Origin of the sequence: Microbispora rosea (assembly GCF_044460045.1) — a bacterium.
GTDB classification, from domain to species: domain Bacteria; phylum Actinomycetota; class Actinomycetes; order Streptosporangiales; family Streptosporangiaceae; genus Microbispora; species Microbispora rosea.
This window is the reverse complement of record NZ_JBITJO010000005.1, coordinates 116,361-138,559: the sequence shown is the minus strand read 5'-3', so window position 1 is coordinate 138,559 and position 22,199 is coordinate 116,361. Positions and strand designations below refer to the sequence as shown.

Below are 22,199 nucleotides of genomic sequence, written 5' to 3'. Positions count from 1 at the left end.
CACTCCTATGCGCTGCGGTCGAGGGCGCGAAGCGAGCGGTCGGTGATGGAACGGGCGCCGCGGCCGATGGCCACCATGCCCGACTGCACGAGCTCCTTGATGCCGTACGGCTCAAGGACCCGGACGAACGCCTCCAACTTGTCGGTCGTCCCGGTGACCTCGATCGTGACCGCGTCCGGAGCCACGTCAACGCAACGCGCCCGGAAGAGGTTCACGAGTTCGAGGACGTGCGACCGGCTCTCGGAGTCGGTCCGCACCTTGATCAACATCAGCTCGCGCTGCACCGACTGGCTGTTGTCGAGCTCGACGATCTTGATGACGTTGACCAGCTTGTTGAGCTGCTTGGTGACCTGCTCCAGCGGGAGGTCCTCCACGTTGACGACGATGGTCATCCGCGAGATGTCGTCGTGCTCCGTGGGCCCGACCGCCAGCGAGTCGATGTTGAACCCGCGGCGGCTGAACAGGGCGGCGACCCGGGCCAGCACGCCCGGCTTGTTCTCCACCAGCACGGACAGCGTGTGGCGACTCATGCTTGCTCCATCTCCTCGCGCTGCTGGTCGTGAACGGGTCGGGCGGGGGCGGGGCTCATTCTCCACCCTCCCAGTTGGGCGCCATGTCACGGGCGTACTTGATGTCGTCGTTGCTCGTCCCGGCGGCGACCATCGGCCAGACCATCGCGTCCTGGTGCACGACGAAGTCGACCACCACCGGCACGTCGTTGATCTCCATGGCCTTGCGGATCGTCTCGTCCACGTCCTCGGGACGCTCACACCGCAGGCCCACGCAACCGTACGCCTCGGCGAGCTTCACGAAGTCGGGAATCCGCTTGACCCGCTGCAGATCGGTGTTGGAATAGCGCTCGTCGTAGAACAGGGTCTGCCACTGGCGGACCATGCCGAGGTTGCCGTTGTTGATGACCGCCACCTTGATCGGCACACCCTCGATGGCGCAGGTCGCCAGCTCCTGGTTGGTCATCTGGAAGCACCCGTCGCCGTCGACCGCCCACACGACCTTGTCCGGGCGGCCCATCTTGGCGCCCATGGCGGCCGGCACGGCGTACCCCATCGTGCCCGCGCCGCCGGAGTTGAGGAAGGTGCCGGGGTTCTCATACCTGATGAACTGGGCGGCCCACATCTGGTGCTGGCCGACGCCCGCCGCGTAGATCGCGTCCGCCCCGACCAGCGCGCTCAGCCGCTCCATGACGTACTGCGGGGCGAGCGAGCCGTCGGCGAACTCCTCGTAGCCCAGCGGGTAGGTCTCCTTGTAGCCGTTGAGCAGCCGCCACCACTCGGTGTAGTCGCCCTTGCGGCCGTCGGCCTGCTCGGTCCGCACGGCGGTGATCAGGTCCCCGATCACCTCGCGGCAGTCGCCCACGATCGGCACATCGGCGTGGCGGTTCTTGGAGATCTCCGCCGGGTCGATGTCGGCGTGGATGACCTTGGCGTGCGGAGCGAAGCTGGACAGCTGGCCGGTGACCCGATCGTCGAACCGGGTGCCGAGCGCGATCAACAGGTCCGCGCGCTGCAGCGCGCCGACGGCCGAGACGCTGCCGTGCATGCCGGGCATGCCCATGTGCTGGGGGTGGCTGTCGGGGAAGGTGCCCCGGGCCATCAGCGTGGTGACCACCGGGATGCCGGTCAGCTCGGCCAGCTCCAGCAGCTCGGCCGAGGCGTGCGCCTTGTGCACGCCGCCGCCCACGTAGAACACCGGCCGCTTGGCCTCGGTCATCAGCCGGGCGGCCTCGCGGATCTGCTTGGAGTGCGGCCGGGTCACCGGGCGGTAGCCGGGCAGCTGCATGACCGGCGGCCAGGAGAAGGTGGTCGTGGACTGCAGGGCGTCCTTGGAGATGTCCACCAGCACCGGCCCCGGGCGCCCGGTGGAGGCGACGTGGAACGCCTCGGCGATGGTCCGCGGGATGTCGTCGGCGCTGGTGACCAGGAAGTTGTGCTTGGTGATCGGCATCGTGATGCCGGAGATGTCGGCCTCTTGGAAGGCGTCGGTCCCGATCAGCGGCGAAGCCACCTGCCCGGTGATCGCCACGATCGGCACCGAGTCCATGTAGGCGTCGGCGATCGGGGTGACCAGGTTGGTCGCTCCCGGGCCGCTGGTGGCCATGCACACCCCGACCCTGCCGGTCGCCTGCGCGTAGCCCTCGGCCGCGTGGCCGGCGCCCTGCTCGTGCCGTACAAGCACGTGCCGGACCTTGGTCGAGTCGTAGAGGGGGTCGTAGGCGGGGAGAATGGCCCCGCCCGGGATCCCGAACACCGTGTCGACCCCGACCTGCTCCAGCGCCCGCACGAGGGCCTGGGCACCTGTCATTTTCTCGGTCATCGGCTCGTTCCTTGTGGCTGAGCTTGCTTCTGCTGGGCTGCTTGGCGTGACTCCTGGCATAAAAAATGCCCCATCCGCTGAGCGGAGCTGGGGCGCGCGCAGGACCTAGTGCTTCGTCAGGCTGCGCGCCTGCGAAGTACTACGAGAATCCCACCGCTATGCATGGCTACAACGATGTCCGATGGAGCGCCTCTACGTCAAATCATCTGGGACGCCCGTCTCGCCATCCAAGACACCCCACCCGCCGTGATCTTGCAGTTTGTCGCAGGCGACGGGGACGAGCTGCGGAATCCACCTTCGTGATCATGCACGAACGCCCAAGAAGGAACGACGACCAGCACGAACGTCAAACCTGATCTTGCAGCCCGCGAGGCATTCGACCCGATGCGTCCCACCTGCATGATCACGGACAGGAAACGCCCAGGTCAGGACGAGTGTACGTCATAAAACTGCAAGATCACCAAAGCCGAACGGCCTGGTAGCGGCCTCGCATGCGACAAACTACAAGATCACGGCGGTGGGTGGGTTAGGCGGTGTTCTGGAGGGTCGTGGTCGGCATCAGGGAGTCGACGCCGCGCGCGGTCATGGGGCGCGCCACCAGATAGCCCTGGCCGCGCGTGCAGCCCATCTTGCGCAGCAGGTCGAGTTGCTCGGGACGCTCGATGCCCTCGGCGACGACGATCAGGCCGAGGTCGTTGCCGAGTTGCACGATCGTTCTCGTCAGCAGGGTCAGTGTGTCGTCGTTGCCGAGCCCGGAGACGAACGACGGGTCGATCTTGATCATGTCGACCGGCAGCTGGCGCAGGAACGCGAGCGACGCGTAGCCGGTGCCGAAGTCGTCGATGGCCAGCCGTACGCCGAGGGTCCTCAGCTCCGACAGCCTGCTGATCATCTCTCCAGCGTCCTCGACCAGCATCTCCTCGATGACCTCGAGGGTCAGCGCGCTGGCGGGCAGCCCGCTCTCGCTCAGCGCCTCCGCCACGGTCTCCACGAAGCGCGGCGCCATGATCTGCCGCGCGGACAGGTTCAGCGCCAGCCCGATGTCCCAGGACGACGCGCGCCAGGCCGCCACCTCGCGGCACGCCTCGCGCAGGATCCACTCGCTGAGCGGCACGATGATCCCGGTGTCCTCGGCGGGCCCGAGGAACTGCTCCGGCGGCACGAACGTGCTGCCCCGCCACCAGCGCACCAGCGCCTCGACGGCGGTCACCCGCGACGTGGCCAGGTCGACCACGGGCTGGTACTCGATCGCGAACTGGTTCTCCAGCAGCGCCCGCTGCAGGTCGGAGGCGATCTCCAGGCGGCGCAGGACGTCGGCGTGCATGTGGGTGGCGAAGACCTCCACCCGGCGTCCGCCGAGCTCCTTGGCCCGCGACATCGCCACGTCCGCGTTGCGCAGCAGGTCTCCGGGCGGCAGGCCCTCCTCGGCGAAGGCCACGCCGACGCTGGCCGTCAGCGCGATGTCCCGGTCCGCGACCCGGAACGGCTCGTTCGAGACCGCGCGGACGAGCCGCTCGGCCAGGTCGATGGCGGTCTGCGCGTCGGCGCCGGACGTGCCGCCCTCCAGCAGCACCGCGAACTCGTCCCCGCCCCACCGGGCGAGCGTGTCGTCGGCCCGTACAGCCGAGCGCAGGCGGCGGGCGGCCTGGCCGAGCAGGTGGTCGCCGCTGGCGTGGCCGACGGAGTCGTTGACGGAGGTGAAGCCGTCGAGGTCCAGGAAGATCACCGCGGTCCCGCCGGCGCCGCGGCGGGTGAGCACGTCCCGGGCGCGCTCCTCGAAGTAGGCCCGGTTGGGCAGCCCGGTGACCCCGTCGTGGAAGGTCAGGTGGGTGACCTGATTACGCAGGGCCACCTGGTCGCTGATGTCGCGGATCGTGACCAGGACGAGGTCGTCGTCGCGTACGTGCCGGGCGGCGACGGACTCGGTGGGCCGCCAGGTGCCGTCGGAGGCGCGGAACCGGCAGGAGATGCGGGTGCCGCCCTCCTGTTCGGGCCCGTCGTCCTCGTCGGTCATGCGGTCGAGCAGGGCCTGTACGGCCGGCACGTCCTCGGGGTGGATGTAGTCGAAGATCGGCCGGAAGGCGAGGTCGTCGGGGCGGTAGCCGTACGTCGTCTCGAGACCGGGGCCCACCTCCTGGATGACCCCGCAGGGATCGCACACCAGAACGACGTCGCCGGTGCTCTCGGCGAGCCTGCGCAGTTGCTGCTCGCCGACGTCGACGAGGCGGCGCATGCCCGCGGTCTCGACCAGGAGCACGAACAGGCGGCCGAGCAGGACGAGGACGACCGAGGCGGCCACGATCACCAGAGCGGCGTCGCGGCTGTTGCCGATCGCGTACAGGGTGGCGACCAGCGTGGCGGCGGCGACCAGCACGAGCGGGGTGGCGGCCGTCAGCGCGGCGGGCAACGGCCTGGCCGGCCGGACCTCCTGCATCCACGGGGCGACGGCGAGGACCAGCAGCATGGCCGGGACGACGAGCCCCGCCGCGAGCGGCGGGGTGTCGCCGTCGAGGCGGGCGAGGGCCGTGGCCATCTCCGCCGCCGTTATCGCGGTGAGCAGCCCTACGCCGGTGAGCCCGACCACCCGGTTGCCCGACCGGGAGGCCGCCACCGCCGGTGTCACGGCGCAGGTCGCGAGCAGGCAGACCATGGGCAGCGCGAGCGCGACGAAGAACGCTCCGGTGTCCTCCGCCTTCCTGAACGCCGGGCCGAGCACGGCGACCCAGGCCACGGCGAAGACCGACGCCGCGCCCAGGTAGGCGTCGGCCGCCTGGCGTATCACTCCCCGCGTGAACGCGGGTGGTTTCACCGACATGCCGCAGCCGATCGCGAGCAGCACCGATCCGACGAGCATGAGCAGGTCGGCGAACGTGAGCACGAACGGCGTGCCGTCGGCCACGGGACGTACGCCGACGCCGAGGAGCCAGGTCAGCGACCCGGCGGCCATCCACCGCCACGCGCCGGGCTGGCGCCGGTGGACGGGGACGACGCGGGAGGCGGCCATGATCAGCGAGACGGCCGCGAGCAGGCCGGTGACGACCCCCGCGATCGCGGTCACGACCGGCGCCGAGCCTCCGGTGACCAGGGCCACGACGACCGCCACCGCGCCGAGTCCGGCCGCGGTGGTGAGTGGGACCCGGGGGTCACGCCTGACGTTCACGCGCGTCGCCTCTGCACCTGTCGCCGATCCACCGCCGGCCGTCGTGTCCGCCGGGGTTTCGGCCGAGTCCGGAGCCGTGTCAGCGTCGCCGGATTCGGTGGGGTGTGCCATCACTGCCCCTCCCGTTCTCGACTCGGCTTTACTCTCCCTGTCACATGGCCAGTGTGCGCACTGCCGCTGATCGAGAGGGGGACAACGAGCGAGTCGTCACCGATCTGATAACCAGCCGCGCACGCTGAGCTTCAGCGTACGCACCCCAGGTCACGAGGCAGCCACGTTCCGGAATCCTTAACGGAGCGGTCAGTAATGCCCGGTGATCATGTTATCGAGTGGACGGCCCGTCAGATGCCGGATCACCTGTTCCCGCACCAGCCTCCGCGTACGCCGCACGGACGCGGGCGTGCTGCCGGCGATGTGCGGGGTGATGAAGACCCCCGGCGCGGTCCAGAGCGGGTGATCCGACGGCAGCGGCTCGACGGGGGTGACGTCGAGCGCCGCCCGCAGCCTGCCCGTCCGCAACTCGGCCAGCAGCGCGCCGGCGTCCACGACCGACCCGCGTGCGGCGTTCACCAGCAGCGCACCGTCCTTCATCCGGGCGAGGAACTCGGCGTCCACCAGACCGGCCGTCCCCGGTGTGGCGGGCACCAGGAGCACGACCACGTCCGCGGCGGGCAGCAGCGCGGGCAGTTCGTCCTGGCCGTGGACGTTGTCGCGGGCCGTGCGCGCCACCCGGACGATGTCCACCTCGAATCCGGCCAGACGCCGTTCGAGCGCCTCGCCGATCGAGCCGTACCCGACGATCAGCACGGTGCTGTCGGCGAGGACGCCGGTGTGGTGGTAGGTCCACTCCCGCCTGGCCTGGGCGGCCGCGAAGCCGGGGAACTCCCGCAGCATCGCGATCATCGCGCCCACCGCCCACTCGGCCGTGCCCGCGTCGTGGACGCCGCGCGCGTTGCACAGGACCGCCTTCGGCGGCACGTGCGGCAGGTAGGGCTCGACCCCCGCCGTCACGGTCTGCAGCAGGCGGAGGCCGGTCATGCGGCCCAGGAGTCCGGGGGTGTCCGGCACCGGGACCAGCGGAGGCACCCAGACCTCCACCTCCTCGGGCGGGCCGGGCGGCGGGGTCCGCCCGTCGTACACGGCGCAGTCAAGGGCAGGGAGTCCTTCGGGAAGCTCCGTGAGTGCGTCGGCGATGTCCTGTGATGCGACCCAGATCTTCACAGGAACAACCTAGGGAACCATCGGCCCCGCCAGCGAGTATGGGTACGTGAGGGAGGTCATCAGGGATGACGAACAGGCATGGGGTGGGCGCGGCGCTTCTGGGGGCGGCCCTTCTGGCGGCGACCGCATCGTGCGCGCCGGGCGAGGAGGGCGGGGGCAGGACTCCCCCGCCACTGCCCGCCGCGAGCGACGCTGCCGGTGTCACCGCGAGTGCCACCGTGAGTGCGACCGCGAGTGTGGCTGCGGGTGCGACTCCGGGCGGAGGTGAGACGAACCCCACCCCGGCCGCGCCGCGCACGCTGGTCACCGGCCTGACGGTGCCCTGGGCGATCGCGTTCCTGCCCGGCGGCGACGCGCTGGTGACCGAGCGCGAGTCGGCACGGCTGCTGCAGGTCACATCGCGCGGCCAGGTCCACGAGGTCGCCGTGATCGAGGGGGTGTCCGCGAGCGGCGAGGGCGGCCTGCTGGGCGTGGCCGTCTCGCCCCGCTACGCCGCCGACCACTTCGTCTTCGTCTACTTCACCGCAGGGAACGACAACCGGATCGTCCGCTATCGCTACGACGGACGGCTCTCCGACCGCCGGGTGCTCGTCAGCGGCATCCCGAAGGGGGCCATCCACAACGGGGGCCGCCTCGCCTTCGGCCCCGACGGCTACCTGTACGCCTCGACCGGGGAGACCGGCGAACGCGGCATGGCCCAGGACAAAAAGTCGCTGGGCGGCAAGATCCTGCGCCTGACGGCCGACGGCAGGCCCGCCCCGGGCAACCCCTTCGGCACCCTCGTCTGGACCTACGGGCACCGCAACGTGCAGGGCATGGCCTGGGACGACCGGGGGCACATGTACGCCACCGAGTTCGGCCAGAACACCTACGACGAGATCAACCTCATCGAGAAGGGCCACAACTACGGCTGGCCGGAGGTCGAGGGGGTGGGCGGCCGGCCCGGATACACCGACCCCCTGCTCACCTGGTCGACCGCCGAGGCGTCGCCGTCCGGCCTCGCGTACGCCCGGGGGGCGCTGTGGGCCGCGGCGCTGCGCGGCGAACGCCTGTGGCGCGTGCCGGTGGACGGCTCGGGCCGCGCCGGACGCCCCGCCGCGCTGTACACGGGCGAGTACGGCAGGCTGCGCGCGGTGGCCGTCGCGCCCGACGGCACGCTGTGGGTGGGCACCAGCAACAAAGACGGGCGCGGCTCTCCCCGTGACGGCGACGACCGGATCCTGGTGGTGCGGCCCTCGTCCTGAGCAGCGCCTATCGATCAGCGCCTCTCGATCAGCGCCTCCTGACCTGCGATCAGCGGCAGACCACCGGGGCCTGGGCGTGATAGGAGGTGCGGAAGGTCTGCCGGGAGACCACTTCGCCGTCCTGCCGCAGCACCCGCGTCACCGAGGCGGTGAAACCGGGCTGCCCCTGCGTCGGCACGCAGCCCGGCCCTTGACCGGTCACGGCGGGCAACTCGGCCCGCTGCCCGACGACCGGCCCCTGCAGGTCCACGTCGTACCGCTTGGTGCTCCACAGCGACACGGTCAGCGAGGTGCCGGTGGCGGACGCGTGGACGAGCACGCCGTACGGCGAGTCGTTCCTCCAGCGCAGGTCGGGGCCGGGGAAGGACACGGCGGCCTCGGTGCCGATCGGCAGTTGGGAGGCGTGGACCTCCGGCGGGGTGTGCTCGGTGACCCGGAGCCCGGCCTGGATCACGGCGTTCATCAGGGTCGTCGCGACCTGGGTCATCCCCGCCGCCTCCGCGCCGGCCCGGCCGCGGATCACGGTGGGGCCGATGCCGTCGAACCCCGCGGCCGCGGTGCGCGGGCCGACGACATCGTTGAACGAGAACGTCTCCCCCGGCTCCACGAGGCGGCCGTCGAGGAGCGCGGCGGCCGTGCGGATGTTGCCCGCGCTCTGGGGACAGCAGTCGTAGGAGGTGGTGAAACGGCCGATCTCCTCCCGGATGCCCATCCGCTGCACCGCGTCGTCGGTGATGCGCGGCGGGCCGTTCACGACCGACACGGCCACCGTACGGCTGCCGCCGTCGAGGGCGGCGGCCACGTCCGCGGCGAGGCGGTCGGTGTCCACCCGGTCGCCCGGCCTGCCGGGCACCAGGACCGGCCGGCCGTCCTTGACGGTGAAAGCGGCGTCGCGGGCCATCCGCGCGGGGTCCACCAGCGCGCTCTCGACGCCGGCGATCGCCGCCACGGCGTCGAAACGCGGCCGCAGGACCGCTCCGTCGGGCGCGAACGTCAGGTGCCGCGCCAATGTGGCCGGTGACAGGCTGACGGAGGCGGTCCCGTTGGTCAGCGTGAGCGGCGCGGCCACCGCACGCCTCGCCCAGCGCAGGGCGCGCCGCACCTCGGCACGGGTGATGTGCGGCAGATCCCGCATCGTGGGCACCACGACGACGGCCTCGGGGTGGAGGTATCCCCTGACGATCTGGTCGGCCGTCCCTCTCCTGTCGATGACATGGCCGACCCGCGGATAGGTCGGGACCGGGGTGACCCCCTCGAACGAGACGTCGCCCTCGCGCCCCGGGCGCTCCAGTGGCGCGGCGATGAACCTGTCCACCGCCTCGTCGAGTTTGCGGCGGTCCACCGACACGACGGGCTTCACCTCGTGGCTGCCGGTCAGCGCGTTCCACACCTGCGGCGGGCTGGGGAAGCCCCCCGGCGCGGCGAAGACCGTGGCCTCGGCGTCGAGCATCAGACCGGCCTGCTGCGGGTCCACGGTCAGCCGCCGCGTGGCCTGCCGTACGATCATCGGCGTCCTGGCCTGGGCGTACAGCCGTTCGCGCAACGTGTCGACGGCCTCGGTCCTGCTCTGCCCGCCGATGTCCACGCCGAGCACGGTCGTGCCGGGCAGGACCTTCCCCGCCATGGAGATGGCCGGCACGAGATAGAGCATCAGGAGCAACGCCGCCAGGCCGATCAGCGCACGGCGGAGCGTACGGCCCTGCGGAAGGGGGTCGAGCAGGTCGGGGTCCGGCGGCGAGACGACGGCGGATTCCTCACGCGCCGGGCGCTCCGGGACCCGCCACGGCTCGACCGGCGGAGCCGCCGGCGGCAGGTTTCCGTTGCCGGACGGCTTGGCTGCCGGAGCGGCGGGAGCGGGAGGTTCGGCGAAGATGTCGGCCGACACCCCTTGGGGAAGGGCCGAGACTCCGCGGGGCAGCGAGGTGACGCGGCGCACCGGGTGTTTGCGCGGAGGCGCGGGCGCCGCCCCGGACGGATCCGTGGGCGGGTCGACGGACGCTCCGGCGTTACGCACGCCTCGGTCTCCTCCGGCTCAAGGTCAACGACGATCAGTTAACCCTAAAACACCCTCCGCTGGATATGTGGCGAAGTAACACCTTCCGCACTAACCCCTGGAGCGGTCCGGCCGCGGCCAGGCCGGCCCTGACCGGAGCGGGCCGGGGAAGGCCGACGGCCGGCCACACGGAACCGTGACCGGCCGTTCTTCACGCCCTGCTGTTCACGGCGCATCGCTGAGCTCTTCCTGGGTTCTCCCCGACTCCCCGGCGAGGCGGCGCGCTCGTCAGGCGCTCCCTAGCCCTGGACGCCCAGCTTCTCCAGGATCAGCTCACGGGCCCGGCCCGCGTCCGCCTTGCCCCGGCTGGCCTTCATGACGCCGCCGACCAGCGCGCCCACGGCGGCGACCTTTCCGCCGCGCACCTTCTCCGCGGCGTCGGCGTTGTCCGCCAGCACCTGGTCGATGATCGCCGACAGCTCGCCCTCGTCGCTGACCACCTGCAGGCCGCGCTTCTCCACGACCTCGTCCGGGCCGCCCTCGCCGGCGAGCACGCCCTCCAGCACCTGACGGGCCAGCTTGTCGTTCAGCGCGCCGGAGGCGACCAGCTCGGTCACCCGGGCGACCTGCGCCGGGGTGATGGGCAGGTCGGCGAGCGCCGTGGCCGACTCGTTGGCCCGCCGGGCCAGCTCGCCCATCCACCACTTGCGCGCGTCGGCGGCGGGAGCACCCGCGGCCACCGTCGCCTCGACCAGGTCGATCGCGTCGGCGTTGTGCATGGCGGCCATGTCCAGGTCGGACACGCCCCACTCCTGCTGGAGCCGCTTGCGCCGCGCCGACGGAAGCTCGGGCAGCGCCGCCTTCAGCGACTCGACCCAGGCCGGGTCGGGCGCGATCGGCAGCAGGTCGGGCTCGGGGAAGTAGCGGTAGTCCTGCGCCTCCTCCTTCGACCGCCCGGAGGTCGTCTGCCCGGTGTCCTCGTGGAAGTGGCGGGTCTCCTGCACGATCCGGCCGCCCTCGGCGAGGATGGCCGCCTGGCGCTCGATCTCCCCGCGGACCGCGCGCTCGACGCTGCGCAGCGAGTTGACGTTCTTGGTCTCCGTACGGGTGCCCCACTTTGACGAGCCGCGCGGCATCAGGGAGACGTTCACGTCGCAGCGCAGCGAGCCCTGCTCCATCCGCACGTCGGACACGCCGAGCGAGCGCATCACCTCGCGCAGCTCGGTGACGTACGCGCGGGCGACCTCGGGCGCGAGCCGGTCGGTGCCCTCGATCGGCTTGGTCACGATCTCCACGAGCGGGATGCCGGCCCGGTTGTAGTCGACGATCGAGTAGTCGGCCCCGTGGATCCGCCCGGTCGCGCCTCCGACGTGGGTGGACTTGCCGGTGTCCTCCTCCAGGTGCACCCGCTCGATCTCGACGCGGACGATCTTCCCGTCCACCTCGACGTCCAGGTAGCCGTCCGTGCACAGCGGCTCGTCGTACTGGCTGATCTGGTAGTTCTTCGGCATGTCCGGATAGAAGTAGTTCTTCCGGGCCATCCTGCACCACGTGGCGATGGTGCAGTTGAGAGCGAGGCCGATCCGGATCGTCGACTCGATCGCCTTCTCGTTGGCCGTCGGCAGCGAGCCGGGCAGCGCCAGGCACACCGGGCAGACCTGCGTGTTCGGCGGCGCGCCGAAGGTCGTCGGGCAGCCGCAGAACATCTTCGAGGCGGTGCCCAGCTCGACGTGCGTCTCCAGCCCCAGCACCGGCTCGAAGCGCTCCAGCGCCTCGTCGTACGGCATGAGCGTCGCGGTATCAGCCATGCTGGTAACCCAGTCCTTCCAATGCTTCGATCATGTCATTCCACCATTGCTGGAAGGCGGGCACCTTCCGCAGTTCAGCTATGCCGGCGTTCTCCGCTACCGAGAGATAGAAGTTTCGGAGCGCGCCTTTCTTCTTCGGGTTCAGCCCCGCCTCGTCCCTCAGCAGCGCATCGATGACCACTTTGGGATCGGGGCAGGACTCGACCTCGGATCCGGACACGGGTTCCCGGTTGAGCCGACGCAGATTCAGCGCTCTCACAAGGGCTGTCCGATCAGCGAGGACCAAGGCCTCCGTCTCCCTCATCGGCACGACCGGGACCAGAGGCTCGCCGAGGTCACTCGCACTGTACGCCTGCCGGATACGTCCCAGGACGAGTTGCGACTTGGCCGGTGGGGCGCCGTCGTGATGATAGAGAACCACGTCGAAGGTGCCCCGCTCCTCCTTCAAGGTCTTGATCATCGTCTCCGGATGCTGATTGCCCGCCTCCGGGAGGGGCCGCACCTCCTGAACCTCACGGCAGGCCGGGAAGAACTCGACCACGAGTTCCTCCAGGGCCCTGCGCAGCAGGATCGGCAGGAACCAGTCGTCCGACGGCCCTTCTCTGATCAGGACGCAGCTCAGGCTCCGCATCAGACCGGTTCCTCCACTCCGGCCCGGAACCTGCCGAGTTCGGAATCCGTCACGCGCGGCCACCGCTCGCCGTCCACCCGCACCGGCCCGGCGTCCTCCCGCAGTCGCCGCACCCGGCTCACCCGGCTGGCGATCCCGTCTTCCAACACGGTGGTCATGTCGAGGAACGCGATGTTCTCCCGCGGTACCACGTCGAGCACCACTGGAGAGTGACTGGTGAACAGGGCCTGCCGTTGCAGAGGCCGGTCCGGGCCGGACGTCGCCGCCTCGTCTTCCTCCGTGACCAACTCCCGGGCGAGACCGAGCAGCTGACGGAGTCTCTCCGGAAAGACGCCGTTCTCCGGCTCCTCGATGACGGCGGTTCCACCGTCGTGCAAGGCCGCCAGGATGGCCAGCATGCGCAACGTGCCGTCGGAGGCGAACTCGGCGTCCAGCCCCCGGTCGTAGGGGGACGCGAACTCGAGCCTGACGTCCCTTCGGCGCTCGTCCTCGACGATCTCGAAGTCGCTGATCTCCCTGACCAGTCCGACGAGGTGCATCTTGATCTCGCCGACCACACCAAGCGGCCTGTTCTCCGATGCCGTCTCACGCGCCAGGAATCTCAGGTAGTTCGGAAGATTCCGGCCGGTGGAGTCCATGCGACGGGGTCCGCCGAGCTCGCTCGCCCCGCGCAGGGAGCCCGCTTCCAGATGCAGCGACCTGACCTCGGTGAGCTCATGCTTGATCCGCCGTACGATCTCCCCGTCCTGCTTGTGGTTACCGGAGAAGGCGTCCAGCGCGGGCCTTCCCTCCCGCACGACCCACTCGCCCTCCACGAGGGGAATGACCCGGTCAGGCGACGACAACGAGACGAGCCGCTGCGTCTCGATCGTGATCCCTTCGAGCTCGCCTTCGGGCACTGCCCACGCGAATCGCACCTCCCAACGCCAGCGGCTGCTCGGCGAGGAGCGCTGCGCCGGGAGAAGGAGTTCCAGAGCGAAACGCATCCGGTCGACGCGGGTGCCGTCGCCACGCTTGCGGAAGAGTCCCCGCGCGTCGCCGCGTACCTCCGACACGGCGGCGTCGACACCGCGGGTCCCGGCTGTCGCGACGAACGTCAGTGCATCGAGGATGTTCGACTTGCCACTGGCGTTGGTGCCGATGAGCACGAGGAACGGAGGCAGATCCAGCGCGAAGTTCTCGAACGACTTGAAGCCGTCGATCTCGATGCGGGTGATCATGCCGCCGTTCCCCTCCTCTCGGCGACTAGAGCGCGGGCGCGCGGGACAGCAGCGAGCCGCCCCACCGGCTCTCGAAGGCCTTCTCCACGGCGGCGCCGACCCGATAGCAGCGGTCGTCGGCCAGGACCGGGGCCATGACCTGCAGTCCGACCGGCAGGCCGTCCTCGTCGGCCAGGCCGCACGGCACCGAGATCGCCGCGTTGCCGGCCAGGTTGGTCGGGATCGTGCACAGGTCGGCGAGGTACATCGCCATCGGGTCGTCGGCCCGCTCCCCGATCGGGAACGCGGTGGTCGGCGTGGTCGGCGAGACCAGCACGTCCACCTGATGGAACGCCGCCTCGAAGTCGCGCATGATCAGCGTGCGGACCTTCTGGGCCTGCCCGTAGTAGGCGTCGTAGTAGCCGGACGACAGGGCGTAGGTGCCGAGCATGATGCGCCGCTTGACCTCGGGCCCGAAACCGGCCGCCCGGGTCAGGGCCATGACCTCCTCGGCGCTGCGGGTGCCGTCGTCGCCGACGCGCAGGCCGTACCGCATGGCGTCGAAGCGGGCCAGGTTGGACGAGCACTCCGACGGCGCGATCAGGTAGTACGCGGGCAGCGCGTAGGAGAAGGTCGGGCAGGAGACCTCGACGACCTTGGCCCCGAGGGACTCCAGCAGTTCGACGGCCTCGTTGAACCGGGCGAGGACGCCGGGCTGGTAGCCCTCCCCGCCGAACTCCTTGACCACGCCGACCCGCATGCCCGCCACGTCGGCGTGCCGCGCGGCCTCGACGACCGGCGGAACCGGCGCGTCGATCGAGGTCGAGTCGAGCGGGTCGTGACCGGAGAAGGCCTCGTGCAGCAGCGCCGCGTCGAGCACGTTGCGCGCGAACGGACCGGGCGTGTCGAGCGAGGACGCGAACGCGATCAGCCCGTAGCGCGACGAGCCGCCGTACGTCGGCTTCATGCCGACGATGCCGGTCACCGCGGCGGGCTGGCGGATCGAGCCGCCGGTGTCGGTGCCGGTGGACAGCGGCGCCTCGTAGGCGGACACCGCGGCCGACGAACCCCCGGAAGAACCACCAGGGATCCTGTCGAGGTCCCAGGGGTTGTGCGTCGGGCCGTACGCGGAGTTCTCCGTGGACGACCCCATGGCGAACTCGTCCAGGTTGGTCTTGCCGAGGATCACCAGGCCGGCCTCGCGCAGGCGGCGGGTCACGGTCGCGTCGTACGGCGGGCGCCAGCCTTCGAGGATCTTCGAGCCGGCGGTCGTCGGCATGCCGGTCGTGGTGAACACGTCCTTGTGCGCGATCGGCACCCCGGCGAGCGGCCCGAGCGTCTCACCGGCGGCGATGCGCTCGTCGATCGAGCGCGCCTGCGCCAGCGCGGACTCGGCGTCCACGTGCAGGAAGGCGTTGACCCGGCCGTCGACCTCGGCGATCCGGTCGAGATGGGCCTGGGTGACCTCGACGGCGGTGACCTCTCGGGAGGCGACCAGCGCGCCGAGCTCGGCGGCGGTCTTGCGAATCAGGCTCATTCTTCCTCCCCGAGGATCCGCGGCACGCGGAAGCGGTCGTCCTCCACGGCGGGCGCGCCGGACAGGGCGCCTTCGGGCGTGAGGCCGGGCCGTACGTCGTCGGGCCGGAACACGTTGGTCAGCGGAAGCGCGTGCGAGGACGGCGGGATGTCGTCGGCCGCCACCTCCGCGACGCGGGCGACGGCGCCGACGATCTGGTCGAGCTGGGCGGCGAAGTGGTCGAGCTCGTCGTCGGCCAGTGCCAGCCGGGACAGCCGGGCGAGGTGAGCGACCTCATCGCGGGTTATGGCGGACATGAGTCGTCGAACCCGTTTCATGATGGAGATTGGACCTTCCCATCCTAGGGCTCGTCGCCGAGCGCGGCCGACCCGACGACGCCGCGTCACATGGTCTTAATGCGACTCCTGCAGCGTGGCCGATGCGCTGCGGGGCCCCAGCGCGTGCGGCGCGGCGCCGGCGGCGCCCAGCAGGACGGCCCAGCAGGACGGCCCAGCGCTACGACACGGCGCGGCAGATCGATCGGGCCGCCGGGTACGGCTGATCAGTGCGGCGTGAGACGGGCGCCGCCGTTCTCGCGCTCCCGGAAGGCCGCGCTGAGCCGGCCGCGCAACCACGTGGTCGTCTCGCTCGCGGGCATGGGCTTGGCCAGCCACCATCCCTGGCCCGCGTGGCAGCCCATCTCGCGCAGCAGCGTCGCGACCTCCGGCGACTCGACCCCCTCGGCGACCGACCTCAGCCCGAGGGACCGTACGAGATCGATGATCGAGCGGACGATCCGCTCGTCGTCCGGCGACTCTCCGAGCCGCCGTACGAACGACGCGTCGATCTTGACCTCGGAGACCGGAAGCCGCTGGAGCCGGACCAGCGAGGAGTAGCCGGTGCCGAAATCGTCGAGGGCCAGCTGGATGCCGAGACCGGCCAGGGTGCGGATCGTGTCGGCGCTGTAGGCCTGATCGGTCATGAGGATGCGCTCGGTGACCTCCAGCCGGATGGCCTCGGGAGGCAGGTCCAGCTTCTCCAGCCCGGACTCCAGCTGCTCGGGCAGGCTCGAGTCCAGCAGGTCGCGGGCGGACACGTTGACCGAGACCGGCACGTCGAGGCCCGCGTGCCACCAGCGGGCCGCCTGCCGCAGCGCGTGGCCGATGACGTGCTGGGTGAGCTCGCGCATCAGATACGACTGCTCGGCCAGCGGGATGAACTCGGCGGGGGAGATCGGCCCGCGCACCGGGTGCCACCAGCGCAGCAGCGCCTCGACGCTCTCGACCCTGCCGTCGTCCAGGCTCACCTTGGGCTGATAGTGGAGCTCCAGCTCGTCGGCGTCGATCGCCCGGCGCAGGTCGCCGAGCAGGCTGAGCCGTTCCGGCGAGTTGCGGTCCTTGCCCGGCAGGTAGAACTCGACGCCGGTGCGGCCCTCCTTGGCGAGGTACATCGCCACGTCGGAGCGCTGCATGAGCAGTTCGAAGTCCGGCGCGTGGTCCGGATAGAGCGCGATGCCGATCGACGCGTCGAGATCGAAGGTCATGCCCTCAAGACGTACCGGCTCGGTCAGCGCGACCCGCAGCCGCGAGGCGACCTCCCTGGCCGCGTGGGCGTCCCTGATCGACGGCAGCAGCACCGCGAACTCGTCCCCGCCGAGCCGGGCGACCACGTCGCCCGGCCGCACGCTGTGTGTGAGCCGGTGGGCCACGATCTGCAGCAGCCGGTCGCCGACGGGGTGGCCGAGCGTGTCGTTGACCTCCTTGAAACGGTCGAGGTCGAGCAGGAGCAGCCCCACCCGCTCGTGCTCGCGCGCCTCGGCCAGGGCCTCCTCGGTGCGCAGGATGAGCATCTTGCGGTTCGGCAGGCCGGTGAGCCCGTCGTGGGTGGCCTGGTGGTCGCGGCGCAGCGAGAGCGTCGCGGTGAAGTAGACCGCGGTCAGCGGCGCGACGAAGAGGGGCACCAAAGCCGTGGAGTGCGCCATCACGACCACGACGAGCGGCGCGAGCCCGAGCAACGCACCGTAGACGAGGGCCTGCGGGCCGATCGACGCCTTCATCACCCGGCCCAGGGGCCGGCGCTCGTGCAGCGCCACCGCCTGGCAGACCAGGATCGCGCGGACCGCGAAGTACGCCCCCGCGGCCAGCGCGATGGCCGGGATGTCCCCGCCGTCGGGCGTCCAGGGGGCGAAGGGCGCCGGATGCGCGCCGAACGCGGCGAAGGCCGCCGCGGCCGCCGTGCAGGCCAGGGTCACCTGGGCGAGGTTGAACAGCACCCGATGCCAGGCCCTGCGGTGCACCAGTCCGCTGACCACCACGGCGACCGCCTGCATCAGCGCCGCCGTCGGCAGACCCTGGTACATCACCACCGCGAAGGTGAACATCGTGGAGGCCGGCGTGCCCCCGACGAGCGTCGAGGAGCTGAACATGACCGGGCGCAGTTCGCCCAGCACCACCAGGACGGTCAGCATCCAGAACAGCGGAGTGCGGGCCAGCTCGCCCAGCTCGCCGAAGCCGAGCCGTACCTGCGCGATCGCCAGCGCGGTGCCGCCGACGGCGGTGACCGCCGTGAGGTAGGCCCACAGGGGCGAGCCAGGGCGCGGTCCGGTGTCCCGAGTGTCGACGGGCGTGGACATTTCGCCCAGGTCGACGGCGGGCAGGAGGACTCGAGGTACCCCGGCGAGCGGCATGAGACCGCGTGAAAGCGTCATCGGTAAGAAACCCCCCAAGAGGTCACTATGGGAGGGTACGGCCTCTGGGCCACTTCGCGAAACCGCTTGGGCACACTCCGTCACCATGATTTCTGGAGATATCACGGTCTGACCGGAGTTGCGGTGAAAGTTTCAACTGGTCCACAGGACCGATCCCCCGCCCGCCTGCGCCTATTAGGTTGACCGCCCAGACAAACTCCGCGTGGCCCTTCTTGGACCAGCACTGGCTCCATACGATCCGAGAGAACTGTGGGAGCGCTCCCACATTACCGGACGGAGATTTCCATGTCTCGCAGATTGACGGCGGCTGTGCTCGCAGTGGTCGCCACGGCCGCGGTGGGAGCGTCTGTGCTCGCCTCCTCGGCCGCGCAGGCCGCCGACTCCGCCTTCTACGTGGACCCGACGACGAACGCGGCCAAATGGGTGGCCGCCAACCCCGGTGACAGCAAGGCCGCGGTGATCAGGGACCGCATCGCCGCCGTCCCGCAGGGCCGGTGGTTCGCCAGCTACAACCCCTCGACCGTGCGCAGCCAGGTCGACGCGTACGTCGGAGCCGCCGCCTCCGCCGGCAAGATCCCGATCATGGTCGTGTACGAGATGCCGAACCGCGACTGCGGCGGCGCGAGCGCGGGCGGCGCGCCCGACCACTCGTCGTACCGCGCCTGGATCGACCAGGTCGCCGCGGGTCTCGGCGGGCGGCCCGCCTACATCATCCTTGAGCCCGACGCCCTGTCGATCATGCCGAACTGCATGAACTCCTCCCAGCAGGCCGAGGTCCAGGCCTCCATGGCGTACGCCGGGAAGAAGTTCAAGGCCACCTCCTCGAACGTCAAGGTCTTCTTCGACGCGGGTCACGACGCCTGGGTGGGCGCCTCCGACATGGCCAACCGGCTGCGCGGCGCCGACGTCGCCAACAGCGCGGACGGCATCTCGGTCAACGTCTCCAACTACCGCTTCACCTCGGGCCTGGTCTCCTACGCCAAGAGCGTCCTCTCGGCCACCGGGGTGTCCGGGCTGAAGGCCGTGGTCGACACCAGCCGCAACGGCAACGGCCCTGCGGGCAGCGAGTGGTGTGACCCGGCCGGCCGCGCCACCGGCACCTGGAGCACGACGAACACCGGTGACTCGGCGATCGCCGCGTACCTGTGGGTCAAGCCTCCGGGCGAGTCCGACGGCTGCATCGCGCCCGCGGGCCAGTTCGTGCCGCAGCGGGCCTACGACCTGGCGATCGCCGCCCCGTACACCCCCTCGCCGTCGCCGTCTCCGTCGCCGACGAGGTCCCCCTCGCCGTCCCCGTCTCCCTCTCCGTCGCCGACGAGGTCCCCGTCCCCGTCTCCGTCGGCCTCGCCCTCCGCGTCGCCGTCGCCGTCCCCGTCGGCCTCTCCGACCTTCACCGGCGACCGGGGCTGTACGGCGGTCTACAAGGTCGTCAGCTCGTGGCAGGGCGGCTTCCAGGGTGAGGTCACCGTGACCAGCGCGGGCAACTCGGCGATCAACAACTGGACCGTGAAGTGGACGATGCCCAGCGGGCAGTCCATCACCCAGTCGTGGAACGCCAACCTGACCGGCAGCAGCGGCAGCATCACGGCCTCGAACCTGAGCTGGAACGGCAACATCGCCCCTGGCGGGAACGCCACGTTCGGCTTCCTCGGCAGCTCCAGCGGGACCCCGTCCACGCCGTCCCCCCTGGTCTGCACCACCAGCTGATCCCCACCGCATAGTCCAGGCGTGCCGTACGGGCCTCCCCACCCGTACGGCACGCCGTTTTCACTACGGAAGACCGGCATGGCGACCGACCGGTAACGCGTGCGGCTCAGATGGGCAGCCTGATCAGCCGCCGGCCATGACACGGACCGCCGCGCCGGACACCCGGACCTTGGTATCCCCGTCCCGTAGTTCCACCCGCAGCCGGCCCGGCCGTCCCATGTCGACGCCCTGGTGCAGGGTCAGCACCGCAGTGGGACCGGCCTCGCCGAGGTCCCGCAGGTACGCCCCCAGAGCAGCTGCGGCCGCCCCGGTGGCCGGGTCCTCCACGATTCCACCCACGGGGAACGGATCACGCACCTGGAAGGTGTCCGCCGACTCTCGCCACACCAGTTGCAGGGTGATGAGATCCCGGTCGGTCATGTACTGCGCGAGCCGGGAGAAGTCGTAGTTCAGATCGGCGAGGCGCTCGCGCGTCGCGGCGGCCAGGACGAGATGGCGCGATCCCGCGAAGGCGATCCGCGGGGGCAGTCCGGGATCGAGTTCGTCGAGCCGCCACTTCAGCGCGTCGAGCGCCTGCGCCACGTCGAGGTCGCCGACCGGCTCGACGTACGGCTCCACGCTGGTCAGGGTCGCCCACAGCACGCCGCTGTCATCCGCCACCACCGTGACCGGTACGGCTCCGGCCTGCGTCTCGAAGACCAGGTCACCCGGGCCGATCCGTTCCGCGAGCGCGACCGCCGATGCCACCGTGGCGTGCCCGCAGAACGGCACCTCCATCTTCGGGCTGAAATATCGGACGGTGAAAGTCCGGCCGTTCTCGGCGGGTTGCGACGAAGGCGCGCTGAGGAAGGCCGTCTCCGGATGGCCTGCCTCGGCGGCGATGGCGAGCATGGCCGCCTCATCCAGCCCGGCGGCGTCGAGCACCACTCCGGCCAGGTTGCCGCCGTCGGGATCGGTGGTGAAAGCCGCGTAGTGCAGGACCGGGGTTATCGGAATGGCAGAAGTCGACATGTCCCATGGAACGGCACAGGAGATACCGCTGTTCCCGGAGGCAAGGCCGGTCGTTCGGCGATGCCCAGGCCTTGGAGGCGGGACACCACCACTTTCGGACCCCATCCGCCGGTCGCCTCCCGGCTGCCAACAAAGTAAGATCGCACCTACGTAAGATTGGTTCTACGTATGATCGAGGTGATCAATGGAATTCAAGGGGAGAGCCGCCGATCTTGAGCTACTTGATCGACAGTTGCGGCAGGTCACGGAGGGATCGGGCGGCACTCGCGGGCGCGCTGTGATCATGACCGGTCGACGCCGGGTCGGAAAATCGCGACTGGTTCAGGAGTTCTGCGACCGCGCCGGCGTGCCGTATGTGGTCTTCCAGGCCACCAGAGGCCGTAACCCGGTGGCCGAGCGCGCCGACTTCGTCGGCATGCTCGCGCAGTCCGCGCTGCCGGGTGCCGAATTGATCGCCGGGGTGCAGGCCGGAGACTGGAACCAGGCACTCCGTGCTCTGGCGGTGGCCGTGCCCGACCAGACGCCGAGCATCGCGGTGATCGACGAGGTGCCGTGGCTGGTGGAACAGGACCGCGAGTTCGAAGGGGCGTTGCAGACGGTCTGGGATCGGCATCTGTCCGCCAAGCCGGTGCTGCTCATCCTGGTCGGCAGTGATCTGTCGGTGATGGAGGCGTTGCAGTCCTATGACCGCCCCTTCTTCGGTCGCGCCGCGAAGATGACCGTCCAGCCGCTCCACCCTGCGGATGTGGCCGTCATGACCGGACTGGACGCCGCCGACGCCATCGACGCCTTTCTGATCACCGGGGGTTTCCCCGAGGTGGTCCAGGCATGGCAGCCAGGAATGAACCGCGTCGACTACCTGCGGGAGTCGTTGAGTAATCCGCTGTCCGCGCTGCTGATGGCCGGTGAGCTGTCATTGCTCGGGGAGTTCCCCGAGACCTCCCACTCACGTGCGATCCTGTCCGCGGTGGGTAGCGGGGAGCGCACGTTTTCCGCCATCGCCACCGAGGCGGGTGGCGCCTCCCCCCTGGCCTCCGGCACTCTTTCCCCTCTGCTGTCCACCCTTATCGGCAAGCGGGTGCTGGCCGTCGACACCCCGCTGTCCACCAAGCCGGACACGAAGAACAAGCGCTATCGCATCGCCGATCCGTATCTGCGCTTCTGGCTCGCCTTCCTCGACCGCGGCATCCCCCTGGTCGAGCGTGGCCGGGGCGAACGTGTCCTGGCCACCATCGAACGCTCCTGGACCTCCTGGCGTGGCCGCGCCGTCGAGCCTGTCGTTCGTCAGGCACTGTCGCGGCTTCTTCCTGACGACCGATGGCCCGAGACCGACGCCATCGGCGGATGGTGGAACCGGCAGAACAACCCCGAGATCGATCTCGTCGGGGCCGACCGCGAGCCGGTCGCGCGGCACGTCCAGTTCCTCGGCTCGATCAAGTGGCTGGAGAACGGGTCGTTCGGCCGCCATGAGTACGAAAGCCTGGTGCGCGACATGCTCGCCGTTCCGGGCGCAGACACCGGGACCCCGCTGGTAGCCGTTTCCCGCTCCGGTGTCGACGACGGCCTGCCGCTCGCCGCGCACTGGGGTCCCGAAGATCTGCTGGCCGCCTGGCACTGACGGCGCCGGCGTCTTCCCGGGCTCCGACGGGACCGGAGACGCCGCGATTACGC

The 22,199-nt window shown here is 70.4% G+C and carries 15 protein-coding genes; 3 read left to right on the top strand and 12 right to left on the bottom strand.

The window, feature by feature from the left end:
- Positions 1 to 5 precede the first annotated feature (5 nt).
- From ilvN to ACIBK1_RS22525, 4 genes are all read right to left on the bottom strand, one after another.
- Positions 6 to 530 carry an acetolactate synthase small subunit gene (gene ilvN / locus ACIBK1_RS22540; protein ID WP_030506098.1) on the bottom strand — a complete coding sequence of 175 codons (525 nt, stop codon included), beginning with the start codon at positions 528 to 530 and terminating at the stop codon, positions 6 to 8.
- Positions 531 to 585: 55 nt separating this feature from the next.
- Positions 586 to 2,391, bottom strand: a complete 1,806-nt coding sequence (locus tag ACIBK1_RS22535) for an acetolactate synthase large subunit (RefSeq protein WP_357325071.1) — start codon at positions 2,389 to 2,391, stop codon at positions 586 to 588.
- A 466-nt stretch (positions 2,392 to 2,857) separates the two neighbouring features.
- Complete coding sequence (locus tag ACIBK1_RS22530; protein WP_396737450.1) at positions 2,858 to 5,491, bottom strand: putative bifunctional diguanylate cyclase/phosphodiesterase; 2,634 nt, start codon at positions 5,489 to 5,491, stop codon at positions 2,858 to 2,860.
- Positions 5,492 to 5,791: 300 nt separating this feature from the next.
- Positions 5,792 to 6,712: a 2-hydroxyacid dehydrogenase gene (locus ACIBK1_RS22525; RefSeq protein WP_396737447.1), complete on the bottom strand. Its 921-nt coding sequence runs from the start codon at positions 6,710 to 6,712 to the stop codon at positions 5,792 to 5,794.
- A 65-nt stretch (positions 6,713 to 6,777) separates the two neighbouring features.
- Here ACIBK1_RS22525 and ACIBK1_RS22520 point away from each other — a divergent pair, with 65 nt between their 5' ends.
- A complete protein-coding gene (locus ACIBK1_RS22520) occupies positions 6,778 to 7,956 on the top strand; it encodes a PQQ-dependent sugar dehydrogenase (RefSeq protein ID WP_396737444.1) in 1,179 nt (392 codons plus the stop codon).
- Positions 7,957 to 8,005: 49 nt separating this feature from the next.
- Here the strand turns inward: ACIBK1_RS22520 and ACIBK1_RS22515 are convergent, their stop codons facing one another.
- From ACIBK1_RS22515 to ACIBK1_RS22485, 7 genes are all read right to left on the bottom strand, one after another.
- A complete protein-coding gene (locus ACIBK1_RS22515; RefSeq protein WP_396737441.1) occupies positions 8,006 to 9,970 on the bottom strand; it encodes a VanW family protein in 1,965 nt (654 codons plus the stop codon).
- Positions 9,971 to 10,248: 278 nt separating this feature from the next.
- Positions 10,249 to 11,757 carry an Asp-tRNA(Asn)/Glu-tRNA(Gln) amidotransferase subunit GatB gene (gene gatB / locus ACIBK1_RS22510; RefSeq protein ID WP_396737438.1) on the bottom strand — a complete coding sequence of 503 codons (1,509 nt, stop codon included), beginning with the start codon at positions 11,755 to 11,757 and terminating at the stop codon, positions 10,249 to 10,251.
- Positions 11,750 to 12,388, bottom strand: a complete 639-nt coding sequence (locus ACIBK1_RS22505) for a DUF4276 family protein (RefSeq protein WP_396737435.1) — start codon at positions 12,386 to 12,388, stop codon at positions 11,750 to 11,752. The genes gatB and ACIBK1_RS22505 overlap by 8 nt, the downstream gene beginning before the upstream one ends.
- On the bottom strand, positions 12,388 to 13,608 hold the full coding sequence (locus ACIBK1_RS22500; protein WP_396737432.1) for an AAA family ATPase: 1,221 nt from the start codon (positions 13,606 to 13,608) through the stop codon (positions 12,388 to 12,390). Before ACIBK1_RS22500 ends, ACIBK1_RS22505 begins: the two co-directional genes overlap by 1 nt.
- A 25-nt stretch (positions 13,609 to 13,633) precedes the next feature.
- Positions 13,634 to 15,124, bottom strand: a complete 1,491-nt coding sequence (gatA, locus tag ACIBK1_RS22495) for an Asp-tRNA(Asn)/Glu-tRNA(Gln) amidotransferase subunit GatA (protein ID WP_357314183.1) — start codon at positions 15,122 to 15,124, stop codon at positions 13,634 to 13,636.
- Positions 15,121 to 15,420, bottom strand: a complete 300-nt coding sequence (gene gatC, locus ACIBK1_RS22490; protein ID WP_030506108.1) for an Asp-tRNA(Asn)/Glu-tRNA(Gln) amidotransferase subunit GatC — start codon at positions 15,418 to 15,420, stop codon at positions 15,121 to 15,123. Before gatC ends, gatA begins: the two co-directional genes overlap by 4 nt.
- A gap of 245 nt (positions 15,421 to 15,665) precedes the next feature.
- A complete protein-coding gene (locus ACIBK1_RS22485; RefSeq protein WP_036405228.1) occupies positions 15,666 to 17,735 on the bottom strand; it encodes a putative bifunctional diguanylate cyclase/phosphodiesterase in 2,070 nt (689 codons plus the stop codon).
- Positions 17,736 to 18,095: 360 nt separating this feature from the next.
- On the opposite strand from ACIBK1_RS22485, the gene ACIBK1_RS40615 reads away from it, so the two are divergent.
- On the top strand, positions 18,096 to 19,517 hold the full coding sequence (locus tag ACIBK1_RS40615; RefSeq protein WP_156080755.1) for a glycoside hydrolase family 6 protein: 1,422 nt from the start codon (positions 18,096 to 18,098) through the stop codon (positions 19,515 to 19,517).
- A 123-nt stretch (positions 19,518 to 19,640) separates the two neighbouring features.
- Here ACIBK1_RS40615 and ACIBK1_RS22465 read toward each other — a convergent pair whose 3' ends face one another.
- A complete protein-coding gene (locus ACIBK1_RS22465; protein WP_396737427.1) occupies positions 19,641 to 20,528 on the bottom strand; it encodes a PhzF family phenazine biosynthesis protein in 888 nt (295 codons plus the stop codon).
- 184 nt (positions 20,529 to 20,712) lie between these two features.
- Here ACIBK1_RS22465 and ACIBK1_RS22460 point away from each other — a divergent pair, with 184 nt between their 5' ends.
- A complete protein-coding gene (locus ACIBK1_RS22460) occupies positions 20,713 to 22,146 on the top strand; it encodes an ATP-binding protein (protein ID WP_030506112.1) in 1,434 nt (477 codons plus the stop codon).
- Positions 22,147 to 22,199 lie beyond the last annotated feature (53 nt).